At 59.8% G+C, this 14,058-nt stretch carries 9 protein-coding genes, 1 tRNA gene and 2 pseudogenes; 4 read left to right on the top strand and 8 right to left on the bottom strand.

Annotated features, from left to right (window positions below):
- Position 1 precedes the first annotated feature (1 nt).
- On the bottom strand, positions 2 to 1,435 hold the full coding sequence (locus tag ACQR07_RS11495; protein ID WP_434902412.1) for a coniferyl aldehyde dehydrogenase: 1,434 nt from the start codon (positions 1,433 to 1,435) through the stop codon (positions 2 to 4).
- 492 nt (positions 1,436 to 1,927) lie between these two features.
- On the opposite strand from ACQR07_RS11495, the gene ACQR07_RS11490 reads away from it, so the two are divergent.
- Positions 1,928 to 2,004, top strand: a tRNA-Met gene (locus ACQR07_RS11490).
- Here ACQR07_RS11490 and ACQR07_RS11485 read toward each other — a convergent pair.
- The 7 genes and pseudogenes from ACQR07_RS11485 to ACQR07_RS11455 all read right to left on the bottom strand — a co-directional run bounded on the left by ACQR07_RS11485 (position 1,961) and on the right by ACQR07_RS11455 (position 9,552).
- On the bottom strand, positions 1,961 to 3,613 hold the full coding sequence (locus ACQR07_RS11485; protein ID WP_434902670.1) for a recombinase family protein: 1,653 nt from the start codon (positions 3,611 to 3,613) through the stop codon (positions 1,961 to 1,963). The genes ACQR07_RS11490 and ACQR07_RS11485 overlap by 44 nt on opposite strands.
- Positions 3,614 to 3,632: 19 nt before the next feature.
- Positions 3,633 to 3,821 carry a hypothetical protein gene (locus tag ACQR07_RS11480; RefSeq protein WP_434902411.1) on the bottom strand — a complete coding sequence of 63 codons (189 nt, stop codon included), beginning with the start codon at positions 3,819 to 3,821 and terminating at the stop codon, positions 3,633 to 3,635.
- Positions 3,822 to 4,334: 513 nt separating this feature from the next.
- Positions 4,335 to 4,565: a helix-turn-helix domain-containing protein gene (locus ACQR07_RS11475; protein ID WP_434902410.1), complete on the bottom strand. Its 231-nt coding sequence runs from the start codon at positions 4,563 to 4,565 to the stop codon at positions 4,335 to 4,337.
- 171 nt (positions 4,566 to 4,736) lie between these two features.
- A pseudogene (locus ACQR07_RS11470) lies at positions 4,737 to 5,922 on the bottom strand (IS3 family transposase).
- A 291-nt stretch (positions 5,923 to 6,213) separates the two neighbouring features.
- On the bottom strand, positions 6,214 to 8,958 hold the full coding sequence (locus tag ACQR07_RS11465) for a hypothetical protein (RefSeq protein ID WP_434902409.1): 2,745 nt from the start codon (positions 8,956 to 8,958) through the stop codon (positions 6,214 to 6,216).
- A 193-nt stretch (positions 8,959 to 9,151) separates the two neighbouring features.
- The gene (locus tag ACQR07_RS11460) at positions 9,152 to 9,370 is read right to left on the bottom strand and encodes an AAA family ATPase (protein ID WP_434902408.1); all 219 of its coding nucleotides are present in this window, start codon (positions 9,368 to 9,370) and stop codon (positions 9,152 to 9,154) included.
- Between the two features lie 50 nt (positions 9,371 to 9,420).
- Positions 9,421 to 9,552, bottom strand: coding sequence for a hypothetical protein (locus ACQR07_RS11455; RefSeq protein WP_434902407.1), 132 nt, complete (start codon positions 9,550 to 9,552; stop codon positions 9,421 to 9,423).
- Positions 9,553 to 10,623: 1,071 nt separating this feature from the next.
- Between ACQR07_RS11455 and ACQR07_RS11450 the strand changes: the two genes are divergently transcribed.
- From ACQR07_RS11450 to ACQR07_RS11440, 3 genes and pseudogenes are all read left to right on the top strand, one after another.
- Positions 10,624 to 11,670: a hypothetical protein gene (locus tag ACQR07_RS11450; RefSeq protein ID WP_434902669.1), complete on the top strand. Its 1,047-nt coding sequence runs from the start codon at positions 10,624 to 10,626 to the stop codon at positions 11,668 to 11,670.
- 437 nt (positions 11,671 to 12,107) lie between these two features.
- Positions 12,108 to 12,421, top strand: a pseudogene (locus ACQR07_RS11445) (transposase); the annotation flags it as partial.
- Between the two features lie 431 nt (positions 12,422 to 12,852).
- Complete coding sequence (locus ACQR07_RS11440) at positions 12,853 to 13,806, top strand: hypothetical protein (protein WP_434902406.1); 954 nt, start codon at positions 12,853 to 12,855, stop codon at positions 13,804 to 13,806.
- Positions 13,807 to 14,058 lie beyond the last annotated feature (252 nt).

The raw sequence follows: 14,058 nt of genomic DNA, 5'->3' as shown, positions 1-14,058 counted from the left end.
GCTAGCTCAGGAACCGCAGCAGCTTCTCGATCCGGGCGATGCTGGCGCCGTAGGGCGGATAGAGATCCTTCATGCGGTTGAAGGGCGAGCGGTAGAACACCGGCTTCAGCTTGCTGAAGCTGTTGAAGCCCCATTCGCCGTGATAATGGCCGATGCCCGAGGCGCCGACGCCGCCCATCGGCTGGTTCATCTGGGCAAAATGCAGCAGGCAATCGTTGATGGTGACGCCGCCCGAGACGGTGCGCGCCAGCACGGCCTCGCGCGCGGCCTCGTCGCGGCCGAACCAGTACAGCGCCAGCGGCCGGTCGTGCGCATTGATGTAGCGGATCGGCTCGTCCGCATTGTGATAGGTCATGACCGGCAGCAGCGGGCCGAAGATCTCCTCCTGCATGATCGCCATATCCGGCGTCGCGCCGACGACCACGGTCGGCGGGAATTTGCGCAGCTTCTTCCAGGCCGGATCTTCCGGGCTGGTCGTGCTCAGCGGCTTGGCGCCGCGCGCGATCGCGTCCCGCAGCAATCCTTCCAGCCTGGCGTAGTGCCGGTCGGAGATGATCGAGGTGTAGTCTCCGTTCGCGGGATTGGTGCCGAACATCTCCACCATGCGCCGATGCAGCTTGCCGGCGAAGGCATCGCGCTGCGGCTCGGGCACCAGCACGTAATCTGGGGCGATGCAGGTCTGCCCGGCATTGAGCAGCTTGGCGTAGGCGATGCGCTCCGCGGCCTCGTCGATGTCGGCCGAGGCATCGACGATGGCCGGCGACTTGCCGCCGAGCTCGAGCGTGACCGGCGTCAGGTTGCGCCCCGCGGCCTCGGCGACGATGCGGCCGACCCGGGTCGAGCCGGTGAACACGAGATGATCGAACGGCAGCGCGGCGAAGGCCTGCGCGATGCCGTCCTCGATGCCGGTGACGGCGAGTTCGGTCGAATCGAATTGCGCCGCGATCAGCTGCTTGAGCAGTGCGGAAAAGCCCGGCGTCAGCTCGCTCGGCTTGATCAGGACGCGATTGCCGGCGGCGATCGCGCCGATCGCGGGCGCGAGCGTCAGCTGCAGCGGATAATTCCAGGGCGCGATGATGCCGACCACGCCGAGCGGCTGCGGGATCAGCCGGTTGCGTCCGGGCAGGAATTGCAGCGAGGTCGCGATCCGCCGCGGCGCCATCCAGCGCGGCAGCATCTTGATCGTATGCTTGAGCTCGGTCTGCAGGAACAGCGTCTCGGCGATCGTGGTCTCGACCGCGCAGCGATGGCCGAAATCGGCCGAGATCGCCTGCTCGAGGCGCTTCTCATTGTCGGACAGCATCGCCCTCAGCCGACGGAGGCTTTCCTGCCGTTTCTCCAGCGACGGCGGCGGTGCGCTGCGCGAGGCCTCGATCATGGCGTGGAAGGCATCATCGAGCGCCGACACCGGGGCGCTCTTCAGGGATTGGTCCATGGCCGTCTCCTCGCGTATCCCGTCCGGCCGCGTTGGGCCGTGGGTTGCGTTTGTTCGCGAAGCTGCCGTGTCGCGAAACCCTTGGCAAGCGTCCACGGGAGGTGTTTGCCGAGAGTCTCGCGGACATCTGGCGCGAAGCAGCTGAAGCGCGCTCGTCTCCGCCTCCGACGTCTTTCATGGAGTTCCGGCCGCCGCTCAGGGAAGGCTCCGCACCAGCACCCGAGAAGACAATTCCAGCCGCCGTTCAAGTCTATGATTCGACGTCTATTTTTAATTGGTAACGGCTCCGCTCGTCCGCGTCACAATCCGGCAAAAAAACTTCCGAAAAGCCCTTTCCAAACCGGGTCCGCATTGGTACATACCGCCCGCACCCGATGGCCGCACCGGCCGACGGGCTCAAGCCTTCTCAGGAAGCCTTTGGGATGGATCGGCGGCGCTCTCGAGCGTCAGCCAGGAACGCCCGATAATTCCTGAAGGCCTTGCAAAGGTTAACGCGGGGTGGAGCAGCCCGGTAGCTCGTCAGGCTCATAACCTGAAGGTCATAGGTTCAAATCCTATCCCCGCAACCATCTCAACTTGCGAAACCCCGGTCCTTGCGGCCGGGGTTTTTGTTTTGAGGGAAACCGCCAAAATTCCGGCAAGGTCGCCCCGGACATCAATCTTCAGCTCACCCGCATCTGGCGTTAGGATGATTTCCTTCACGAGGGAGCGCAGGATCTCGCCGGCCTTGAGGCGCGTTGCTTCGGTGTCATCCCGAAGGGCGTCGTGGAGAGCATTGACTTGCTCGCGATAGAACGTCGCCATCTCGGGATGGAGTAGGGGCGGCGGGCTCTCTGCATCGGTCAGCTGCTGCTCAAGTTCGGCCTTTCGGCTTTCGAGCTGGACCATCTTGGCGTTGATCGTATCCGCCGCGCCGCCCTTGAGGATCAGATTGAGCAGCGTACCGAGCTCGCGCTCGATTCTCTTCACCTCCGCGCGGACCGTCGCAAGCAAGGCTGCACCTTCCATCCGAAGACGGTTCATTTCGCGTGTGAACTCGTCGCAAAATTCCTTGAACAGTGCCGGGTCCATCAAATGATAACGCAGAGCGTTCAACACCCGCCCCTCTACCCGTTCGCGCTGGATGCTCTTTCGGTTCTCGCAGGTCCCCTTGTTCCTGGCCGTCGAGCAACCGATCAGATCGGCCGAGATCATGGCGTAGCCGCCGCCGCACCAGGCACACTTTATCAATCCCGAAAATATGTATTTTGGGCGCCGACGGTCTCTGAAGCTGTTTGGCTCCTCCCGGCCATCTTCTCCGCGCTTCGAATTGATGGCGGCTTGTCGGGCTTTTGCGGCGTTCCAGAGTTCATCGTCGATAATGCGCAAATTTGGCACTTCCTGCACAATCCACTCAGCTGCCGGATTTCGTCGCGCTTGGCGTTTGCCTGTTTCAGGGTCTTTGATGAATCGTTGCCGATTCCAGACGATTCGGCCGATATACATTTCGTTGTTCAAGATGCCATTGCCGCGCTTGGCATTGCCATTGATCGTGCTGAATCCCCAATCGCCTCCATTCGGCGCTGAAATGCCATCCCTATTCAGCTCTGCTGCAATCCGCTTCGCGGATTTGCCAACGACATAGTCGCGAAAGATGCGACGAACCACTGCTGCTTCAGCGGCGTTGATGGTGCGATCGCCACGAATTGGGTCGCCATCAGACTGGAATTGCTTGACGACGTCATAGCCGTAGGAGTTGCCGCCTCCCGATTTGCCAAGCCCGACACGGCCACGCAGCCCACGGCGCGTCTTGTCGGCGAGATCTTTAAGAAAGAGCGCGTTCATCGTCCCCTTGAGGCCGACATGTAGATGCGTGACCTCGCCCTCAGAGAGGGTAACGATCTTCACGTTGGCGTAAGCCATTCGCTTGAATAGGCCGGCTATGTCTTCTTCATCGCGCGAAAGCCGATCCATGGCTTCGGCCAGCACGACCTGGAATCGACCACGCAGGGCATCGGCAATAAGCGACTGAACGCCTGAGCGCAGCAGCGACGCGCCTGAGATCGCATGATCCGAATACTCCTCGACGATCTGCCAGCCATGCTTTTCAGCATAGGCGCGGTAGATGCGAAACTGATCCGCGATCGAAGCGTCACGCTGATTGTCAGTGGAGTAGCGAGCATAGAGCGCGACTTTCATGCCACGATCTCCTCCAAGATCAGGAGTGCTTTGCGCGACTCTCCTCGGCGATTTTTTGGAACCATTCCAGCGCCGCCCGGCGAGCCAGTAGGCGCACGAACTCCATCAAGTACGGATTGAGAGTATTGGCGTTCTGTGGCGCCATCACCAACTCCGGCTCGCTGATCCGCGCGGCATCTTTGCTCTCTTGAGCAACGGTCTCGTTCATCGTAGTGCCACGTAGTGCCTCTTGACCGACAATGGTCCCAGGCAACATCGGCGCTACGATCGAGGGCGGCAATGGTGATCGTGCCCCTGGATTTGGATAAAGGCGGGACCCTTCTTCGCATGGCGTCTTGTCCTGGCGTGCCAAATCGCATTCTATCGTCGTGGAAAAACTTGCGGACGTCTGTTGGCGTGGAAGCGGATGCAAATTCTGTCATCTTCCGTTCTTTCCAAGGGCATTCGCTCTCGGCGTCGCTGTAGCCGACCTTCTCCGTGAAGAGCGCAGTTGATCGAAGCTTTCACAGGGCGAGGCTGTCGCCATTCTCAAACTGGAAGATTATTGGTCGGCCTGACTGCGGGGTCTGCGTCATCCAACCGCGTCCCAACTAACGTATTGAGATGATTGTGCATGAGCGCAGCGCCGCTGCTATCTAATTGATAGAGTGCCGATTTTCGAGAATCGTCGAACTGGTGGTGACGGGGAGTGGGGACGGTAGCGCGTGACAAAACGTGATCATCATCCTTTATCAGACTCGGTCACGATCAGTCGTCTAGACGCACGACACGCCATCATGTTTCGCTTGTCCCAGGCGTCGAGTTGATCAATCGGATAGAGGACCGCTTTGCCGATTTTTACGAAGGCCGGCCCGACACGCATCGCTCGCCAATTCCGCAGCGTCCCTACGCTCACTGCTCCGCGGTAGCGTTCCGAGACTTCCTCCGCAGTCAGGTACTTTCGATCTTCCATGCTGTCACTCCAAATCACAATGGGCCCGATCGAGCATTTATTATCCCGGTCAGACATGGAACCTGGATTAATCATGGGTAGTGCGTAGGACGGTGAACGGCGGCGAATAGGCGTCCATTAGGTCGGCGCCGCTGACGTCGGCGATGCATCCGATGACCTTGCCCCCAAGTTTTATCCAGGTCTCAGTTCGTTCGGGCGGTTGGATGTGCCCATCCGGGCTGTGGTAGCGGCGGGGGCTGGCGCGGAGCTTTCGACATAGCGCTCTCCAGATCCCGACGCGGATTGCAGGTGGCGGCGAACTCGGACGGCGTTTTCCACCCGAGTTGCGAGTGTGGTCGTTCATTATTGTAGTCGGCCCGCCAGCATCGGAGCGCGACGCGGGCTTGGGCGAGCGAGGTGAACAGCGTCTCGTTCAGCAGTTCATCCCGCAAGCGGCCGTTGAAGCTCTCGATGAAGGGTTCTGCATGGGTTTGCCCGGCGCGATGTAGTACCAAGCGACACGGCTCTGATCGGTCCATGTCAGGATGGCATTGCTCGTGAGCTCGCTGCCGTTGTCGCTCACCACCATTTTGGGCTTGCCGCACTCGGCGACCAGCCGGTCCAGTTCCCGAGACCCGGGCGCCCGAGAAAGTGGTGTCGGCCACCAGCGCCAGGCACTCGCGGGTTCAGTCGTCGACCACGGTGAGGACGCGGAGGCGCCGGCCGTCGGTCATCTGATCCAACACGAAGGCGAGCGACCAGCGATCATTCGGGAGCAGCGGCACCGTCATCGGTGCTCGTGTGCCGAGGGCCCGCTTACGGCCACCTCTGCGGCGCACCGTGAGCCGTTCCTCCCGGTATAGCCGGAACAGCTTCTTGTGATTGACCAGGTAGCCCTCCAGCTTGAGCAGGACGTGCAGGCGACGATAGCCGAAGCGGCGGCGCTCGTAGGCGATCGCCCTCATGCGCTGCCGCAGCCCGGCATCATCGGCCCGGCTCGTCTGATATCTGACCGTCATGCGGCAACAGCCGATGGCTTTACACGCCCGCCGTTCGCTCATCCCGTGAACGCCCACGAGATGTGCGACAGCTTTCCGCTTGCCCGCGGGCGTCACCACTTTTTTCCCAGCAGGTCCTTCAGGGCTGCATTGTCCAGCATGGCGTCCGCCAGCAGCCGCTTCAGCCGCGTGTTCTCGTCCTCCAGCGTCTTCAGCCGCTTGGCCTCCGAGACGTCCATTCCACCGAACTTGGCCTTCCACTTGTAAATGATGGCGTCGCTCACGCCATGCTTGCGGCACAGATCGGCGACCGGAACGCCAGCCTCGTGCTCCTTCAAAATCCCGATGATCTGCTCTTCCGTAAAACGGCTGCGCTTCATGCTCTGGTCCTCGTTGGGGCCAGAACGAACTTCAAACTGGATTGAGCCCGAGGGGCAAGGTCACCGACAGTGACACTCGGTCCGACGAGTCTTGTTGTCAGGGGCCGGGCCGTAAGCTGCCGTCGATGCACCCGACCGAGAAGGTCCGATATGGGCGATGAACGGACATGACGGGGCGGTCCGACAAAGTGCTGAAAGACCCATGGCAGAGTTCAAAGAACTGGCAGCGCAATGGTATTGACTCACGAAATTTCTGAAGAGAGACTCCACCCTCTCAATCCCGTTTACGCTTCACACCCTGGCTGAGAGGCTCGCAAACGTGCGTTGGCCACGAATCACAGATTGCAACTCGGCAAGCTCTTCATCGCGGCGGTGATATCCATGAGTCGCGATGGTGTCGGCGGCACTGGCGAGGTGGACTGCCGCTTCGGCTTGCAGCCTCTGTCGTTCCGATTCATCCAGCTGTGCTGGTTTCGATTTACAATAACTGATGAAACCATTGAGGGGAGCAAACGCCTCGCGGCGTGCAAAGTCGAGCCGTGCGCGCTCGATCGCCATGTCACAGAGCAACAATCGCATCAGTGCGGGCTCAGCAATCTCCTCGACTTCGTTAAGGTCGAGCGCGGCACCGGCCCAATCGCCCAAATTGCGACGAAATCTTGCACGAGCGAGCAGCCCAATTGCAATCACGTCAAGTACGCCTGAGCTCCGGAACCGCTCGACTGCATCGTCAAGCCGCAGGAATGTGACCTGGATATGGTCGCGTATATCGCTAAAACTTCGCCGCTTTATGACCTTCTCCATAGCGAGCAGAAAATGAGAGCGGCCAAGAATCAGACTATTGTGGCCGATGAGCAAGGGAGCTGCCTGGAATTTCGCCGATTCTTCGTGCCTTACGGCGAACTCGTGCACCAACGTAGTATTGCCCTCGTCAATCAGCAGATCAAACTGGATGTTCGACAGCGCGCGATAACTACTGGAGCTCGGCTTGATGTCCAACATAACCGTTTTTGCTTTCTCACGTTGCCCGCTCATGTATAGAGCGCGCGCAAAACTGGCGCGAGCCCCCACCGCTAGTCCCGCTAGTGTTGATGATCGAGAGACAAGCTCTACCGAGCGTGCTGCGTTCGCGGTTGCATGAGCAATCAGGCCTAGGGTCAATTGCACCGCACTGATTCTTCGGAGATGGGCAATGTGTGGCCTGATCGACCCGCTTCCAGCGTATCTCCAGCCGGTAGCCGGTTCTACGATTTTGTCAAGAACACCCATAGTAAATATTACTTCACTGTATCGTCCCTGCGCACTCAAACACTCTCCGACGGAGATCATGATTTGTTTCAATTCCGCCGAACCGAGGCTTGCAACGGGATGATCGTAGGGCTTTACGAAAAAATTTGACAGGGCTGCGAGCTCGCTGCCGATCGCCCCTAGCGTTCTCGTCGTGTAGTTTTCAAACCTAGTACCCACCACCCGCTTGAGTCGAGCGGCGAAAACCTCATTCCAGGCCTCGTTGTGCCGTCCTGCCCTACAGCCGTGGACGATTGCCTGATAGAGCGGCGTAAGTTGTTCGAGACTGGGTGTCTCACCTTCCTTAGTCGTGTCACGCAGGTGCTCGTAAAGCCGGCCGTGCGCGGCTTCCCAGGCCGGTTGGTTGGTTTGTTTGAACTGTTCGCCGAACCAATCTCGCACGAGCGGATGGGCGTCGAGTGTCCCGGGTGCGTCCGTGTCCGGCGGAGCCAGCAGCCGGACCTCGCGCAGACGCGCGACGCTGCGGTTCCATTCGTCATCGCCGACCTCCACCATTGCGGCAGGAAGGCCAGTTATCGGCGGGCTGGCGCGAAGCGCGCGTAGGCAATCGTCGGCCGCCGGCCGATCGAACAGTCCGACCATCTGCATGACTGCGAGATCTAGCGGGCGACTCGCCAGCCATTCCCTCTCGTAGGATTCCATTACGCGCCTAGCGTGGTCGTGGCCCGGATTATTGGGGTCTGCAAGCAGATTGCGGATGCGGTCACGCCGGCGCACGTCGCCAGCCTGCGTCTCCTTAACGTAGCTTGCGAGAAGGCTTAGCGCGAGCGGGTGGCCACCAAAATCGTGCGCTGCGCCTTCGATATCTTTGTCCGTACCCCAGACGCCATTCTCCCGCAGCAACATTCCGCCAGCGGCATCGGAGAGTCGCGTGACCCGGAGGACGGGAGAGGATCCGGCCTGCCAGGTCGCGATGTCCTTGACGGCTAAACGGCTCGTGACGACGACCAACCCATGTCCAGCCCTTGACGGCGTTGCCGCAACACGCCGCAAAAATGCGCGTAGCCCAAAATCCTTTAGTTGGCCCAGCTGAGTGTCGATACCGTGTTGCAGTGGCTCGACGCCATCAAGCAGGACGAGCGCCCTACGCTGCGTCAGCGCATCGGCAATCGCATCGGCCTTCGCCGTAGTGCTGCTGACTTTAAGTTCGATGCCGAGCTTCTCGGCCGCCCAGTTTAAGAACGGGTCCGCTGACGACGCGCGTTCCTTCGAGCCTTGGCTGTAGAACGACCAGCCGAGCACCAGCTGGGCACCGCGATAGTCGTCGGCCTGCAGCCGCGTGAGCCATTCATTAATCAACGCCGACTTACCTGCGCCACCTTCCGCGACCAGCGAGATGATATTCACCCTAGTGTCGCTCCACGCCTCGTCGAGACAATTCAGCTCTGAATCTCGCCCGACCAGACGCTGATAAAAGGTCTCGGGAAGCCGCCGGTAATCGACAAGTTGTCTCGCTTCCACGGCGGTGCTGTTGCGCGGCGCTGACGATCGACTATCCGGCAGCGCAAGAATCAATTCCGACTGACGGACTTCGCGCCGCATCTTCCAATCATGCAGTCTTTCAGTCGAGAATGCGGTCTCGTCAGAATCGATTAGCTTTGCACAGTTCTGGCAAAGCCAAATGCAGTTGTTGGGGGAGCGCCTTTCTTCCGAGGTAAGCGATTTCGCGTAGCGTTTGCCGCCAGGAGCCGCGGCGGTGATATGAGCGCCAACTCCAATATTGATCACGCCGCGTTCGTCGCCCACCTGCGGACCGGTAGTAGCCCTACCGCACTCTGGATTTGAGCAAAGCAAGCCCGCCCGTTTGGATACCGCGTTCAAGACAGTCGCTGGAAAATCGTCTCGCTTTTCTACCATGACGCTATCTGCAGCCCTCCGCATTTTGCAAGCTTTTCGAGTTTTGCAAGACGGGATGTGCCAACTATCGCTTGTGGTGCTCTATTGGTCCGACGGAGACGGCTTCGCGGCCACTCACGATCCGGCTGCCCCAAAGCAATTCCAGACAAATTTTCCAACACTCCAAGATGTTCGATTTTCCCTCGTTGTTAGGTCCAACCAAGCTTGTGACGTTGGCCGAATCGTTGAAGGTTGCACACGAAATGCTACGGAAGTTTTCGATGGCGAAATACGTGAGCCGCATTGGGATTCTCGCGTGAAAAAGTAGGTAATCTATCGAAAGTTGTTAAAATATCAATCCGCCACTGCGGGTTCTGAACCGGCTCTGGATACCGGCCTATCGATGGCAACCGCTGTGACATCTGCGACTTTGATCGCAACGGCATCGCAGCCACGAAGCTTGCCGTCGATCGTCAGATTGAACATCGCGAGGTCTCGACGCGAACTTTAACTCCGAGTTTCGTCCGGATTGACAAGACAAGTTTGGGGCGTGGTGGAGGCTTTGCCCGGGTCCGCTTGCCCTTATCCAAGGCGTTCGCTTGCAGATCGTGGGATAGCGTTCTCTTGATATCGCACGTCCCGCTCCTCGGTTGCTCGTGGCTAGGACTGCTGCAATCTGCGAACCAGTTCGCCAGGCTGCGAATGGTGCCGTTCGGGACGTTGACTTTCCTCGCCTTTCATCTTCGAGCAACTCTACGAGGTCTTCTTTGGTGCCATGCTGCTCTGAGTGAACGCAAAGACATACGACCGCCGATTCTTCGCCGCGGAGAGGCGCTTTTATCTTGCCGTCGAACCCGCCCTCCGCTCGCTCCTCTCCAATCCCAGGCTGAACTGCGCTCAGACACCGCGCGGTAGCTACACGAGTAGTGGGTCTCACGCAGCATCTTTGCTATGGCTCCGGTCGGACCATCGGTATCCGGGTGCAGGGTCTTAGCGATCGATCGACCGAAACCAGAGCGATCGAACTGCATCGGCGATGCTATTCGTCCGCAGATCCGAGATGGAATGTCGGACGGCCCGCTAGCATCATTTCAACACGGACCGGTCCAGCATCGAGGAAAACTGGTGTTAAAGCCGCACGCAAATCGCCGATAGGGATGGCCCAGACGGAGTGTCGATCGGCGGCAGCTCGGCAGCAACGGCGCGCATCGTGGCCGTTAAGGGGAGGGCTGTAGCGTGCGACGTCGCGCAATTCGGCCGTTCCGCTCTGGCTTCGGACGTGCCACCTTTGCGGGACACCTGCGCGCAGGGCGGGGCTCGCGAGGCTTGATCAGAGTTCGCCAAGCGGCGGGCAGAATTGTCCGCCATCCGGCACCACTACGCCCAGGGCCTCTCCGTATTCTCTCCACGGGGCGAGCAGGAGATATGACCGATCCCGGTCTGGGCAGGCGGCTCCCCGTTCCGGCCACTGACGTCAGCGTCATCGTTTTGGAGCAGCCGGCCTTTCGAGTGCCTCCGATCGGGCGGGGCCGAGACGCAAGGAGCAGCATTTTGATCATGACGGAGTCCGTTCCGCCCCATCCATTCGATGACATGGAGGCGCTGGCCTGGCTGCGCTCTCAGCCCGAGGGACACGTGACGGTCAGCGCCGCTGAGCTCGGGCGCCAATGGGGGTGGAACAGAATGCGGACCAGTCGCCGCCTGAAAGCCTGGGAGCGCGCGGGCCTGATCAGTCGTAACGCTGAAGCGATCATTGTAACGAGGGCCGCAACACCGACCGTTACAGATGGTACCGCTGTCGTTACGGACGCCGCCGGCGTCACAGGGATGTCTGGAGCGAATGAATCCAATCGGTTCCCGACACGCGTCAAGCTCGCCGCTTTCATTGTGGCTCTGGCGCTGGCTTGTGTATCGGCTGCCTTCTCCATCGACGGCCTGACCGCGATCTTTGCCGGAGCTTTCTGGCCTGTCATCATCATGGGCGCCGTCCTGGAGGCCGGAAAGCTCGTGGCGGCGGCCTGGCTGACTGAGCATTGGACGTCTGCGCCGTCCCTCCTAAGGTTCGTCCTCGTCCTGATGATTGGCGTGTTGATGGGCCTGAACGCCGTTGGCGTATTCGGCTTTCTCACCCGCGCTCACCTCGACCATATGGCATCCATAGATCTCACGCTTGCCGATAGAACCGCAGACGTCGAGGCCCGCCTCGGGATGCAGAGCCGAATGGTCACCGACATTGACCGGCGTATTGCCCAGATCGACGCGGCCATCGACGAGGCGACGCGCCTTGGCCGGCCGGTCGGAGCGATGACGATTGCTGACCAGAGGCGTCGCGAACGTGCCGACATCGCGGCGGAACGCCAGCGTGAGTCCCAGGCTCTCGCCAATCTACAGATTGAAAAAGCCAAGATTGACGCGCAGCGAAGGCGCGCCGAGGCTGAGGTCGGACCAATACGATATCTCGCCGAGCTGATTGGTATACCCGCCACGGACTTTGAGCGAGCGGTCCGGCTGCTCACGCTGGCGCTCGTTGCCGTCCTTGATCCGATGGCAGTGGCGCTGCTGCTTGCTGCCGGAGTTCACGCCAGGCGTGCGGGTTCATTCTGACCGTTGCCGCTTCGTCTATAAGCAAGCTCATCGCGCGATACGGGTCTGACTAAATCGGTGAGCAGCAAACCTGCTTCTGCGCAAACTTGCAGCCGAAGGCCAGAAGAACGAAGCAAGGGTTTTCTCACACCCTATGCACCTTCCGGTGCTGACGCTTCGAGGGTCGCATGTGGCTATCTCATTGGGGGGAAATAAAAGTTCTTTTCGGTCGATGTTTACACAACTAGGGCTGAGTGAACACGGCGGTATGCCGTACGATAGACAAACGAAATGTCGTCAATCAATCGCCAGCGTTTTGGCGCCCATACGAACGAAAATCTGGTCTCACTCTCGATCCATGGCGAGTTTGCTTCGGTCCAGGGTTCCTACAAGGCCGTCGGTTCTCGCGAGGCGCCGGCCGGCTTCGGCGCTCCGCCGCGGCAACTCGCCCTCGCTCACCCAAGGTGCCCAAGCTCGCTGCCTTCATGATGAGGCGGGGCCTGATGTGCCTGCCCATAAGGGCTTCCCGGCACAGCACCGCGCCAAGTTGCACTCGACCAATTCAATCGAGAGAGTCAATGGCGAGATCACGCACCGCACCAAGGTCGTCGGCATCGTCCCCAACGAGGACGCGATCGTCCGTTTCATCGGCGCGATCCTGCTCGAACAGAACGACGAGTGGGCCGTCCAGCACGCCCGTTACATGACGCTGGAAACCATCGCGCCTTTGAGCGATGATCCCATAGCCTGCCAGCCAGCTGTGGCTGGCTGACCAGCTCGGCTCTCACCGGAATTGCCCGGTGACCCTTCATGCTAGCTACACGACTCTACGGGACACCATCTAGTTCTCGACAGTAATATTCAGCACTGTCGGAAGTGCGATGTTGCTACGGCAGCAACAGTCTCACCGTGCAGACGGTCTTTCATACCGTGCCGTCGCGTACATAGTCTCCGAACTGCGGATCCGTGCTCTGATGCGAGCCGTGGAGTACACGCCCTTCGTCCAGGAATTTGCCGCGCGCCTTCCCAGCGGACGGTGTTTCTTGTACTATGGCATAGATATGGCGATGAGAACACGAGCGATCGGCGGGCCTCGAATGGCTGAGCCCCGGTCCGCGCACAAAGCTAAATTGCCGGTCGATCTATTCGGTCGTGGGCACCCGGGCGGCCGAGATAACCGAAGATGATTTCGGAGCAAGGAAGATGTTGCAGGCCGCTAAGTACGCAGAAGAATTTGCACTGGAGTTCTTCTCGGTCGACCGCTTCATCTTCCGGGCGTCCGACGTCTTCACTCTCGATGATTACTCAAGCCGTGAACAACTGGATCGGCTCGACAACTGCCATGTCTATTTCCTAACGAAGCGCCCAAGGCTCTCTCTTCTGCCCGACAGCGTCGATATTTCGGCCGACACGGTTTCCTTCGGTGCCGAATGGCACGTCAAGGGGATAATAAAACAACAAAGATTGAGGATACCGCGAGAGTGGTTCGACGATGCCGAACACTCCTTCGCCATCTCGCCCTATCCGCACCGCGAACTCGTCAGCTACGACGCGCGTGGTAGGGCCGTCATGGCGACGCTCTTTGCCAATTCCGTCCACCTATTCGAGGACCTTCCGAGCGAAGTGCGCGACTTGGAAGTCGTCTACATCGGCAAGGGACTGCGCAACTCCGCGAGGGATAGGCTGGTTCATCATGAGACGCTTCAGCGAATTCTGGGCGACATCGCCGCCGAAGATCCCGGCAACGAAGCCTTTGTGGTGGCCCATGCGTTCGATTACAAGAAACCCTATCTGCTAATGAGAGGCATGCCAGTTGAAATCACTGGACATGAAGCTCTCGCACGACATGGGAAAGCGGCGGCATATCGGCCGTCTCTCGAAGAGCAGGTCTCGTTGATCGAAGCAGCCGCTATTTCCTATTTTCAGACGAGAAAGTACAACAACCACTATCTCGACTTCCCGCGCCGCCACCAGCGCGTCCTGCGGCCCGTCTATGATGCCGACTTTGCCTTTTTGACGGTTCAGGTCGATCACGAGAAGATCGGGGGGCAGCGTCTCTATTCTCAGAAGATACCTCCCGCGAGCGATCATCTGGCCTTTGTCGATTTCAGGAGGAGCGAAGGGCGCGAATCGGTGTTGGGATTTCGATCCGAATAGGTCGGCGACCGGTGGCGCATTGCCTTGCCACGGAATGCCGGCGAGCAGCGGATTGTTGCAAGTCGATCGTCCAAGAAGGAGCACCAGCAACGGTGGTTCGAGCCGACAGAAGCGCGGGCATTGACCCAAGTGCGGCCCGGGAGCACGCCGCTGCGTGTTGGCCGTCGTCGTGTCTAGGGCCAGCGCGTGGCTGAGCGAGACTCGGGGGGCGCCTCAGACCGTGGCCGATGCACGAACTCGGATGGCGATCGT

This window comes from Bradyrhizobium sp. HKCCYLS20291, assembly GCF_051167715.1.
Lineage (GTDB): Bacteria > Pseudomonadota > Alphaproteobacteria > Rhizobiales > Xanthobacteraceae > Bradyrhizobium.
Note: the sequence above shows the minus strand (reverse complement) of the source record. Positions and strands in the feature narration are given on the sequence as shown.

What these genes read in the sequence shown, in the direction of transcription:
- ACQR07_RS11495 (WP_434902412.1), bottom strand. Translation starts at nt 1,435, where the DNA reads ATGGACCAATCCCTGAAGAGCGCCCCGGTGTCGGCGCTCGATGATGCC.
- ACQR07_RS11485 (WP_434902670.1), bottom strand. Translation starts at nt 3,613, where the DNA reads ATGAAAGTCGCGCTCTATGCTCGCTACTCCACTGACAATCAGCGTGAC.
- ACQR07_RS11480 (WP_434902411.1), bottom strand. Translation starts at nt 3,821, where the DNA reads ATGAACGAGACCGTTGCTCAAGAGAGCAAAGATGCCGCGCGGATCAGC.
- ACQR07_RS11475 (WP_434902410.1), bottom strand. Translation starts at nt 4,565, where the DNA reads ATGGAAGATCGAAAGTACCTGACTGCGGAGGAAGTCTCGGAACGCTAC.
- ACQR07_RS11460 (WP_434902408.1), bottom strand. Translation starts at nt 9,370, where the DNA reads ATGCGGCTCACGTATTTCGCCATCGAAAACTTCCGTAGCATTTCGTGT.
- ACQR07_RS11455 (WP_434902407.1), bottom strand. Translation starts at nt 9,552, where the DNA reads ATGTTCAATCTGACGATCGACGGCAAGCTTCGTGGCTGCGATGCCGTT.
- ACQR07_RS11450 (WP_434902669.1), top strand. Translation starts at nt 10,624, where the DNA reads ATGACGGAGTCCGTTCCGCCCCATCCATTCGATGACATGGAGGCGCTG.
- ACQR07_RS11440 (WP_434902406.1), top strand. Translation starts at nt 12,853, where the DNA reads ATGTTGCAGGCCGCTAAGTACGCAGAAGAATTTGCACTGGAGTTCTTC.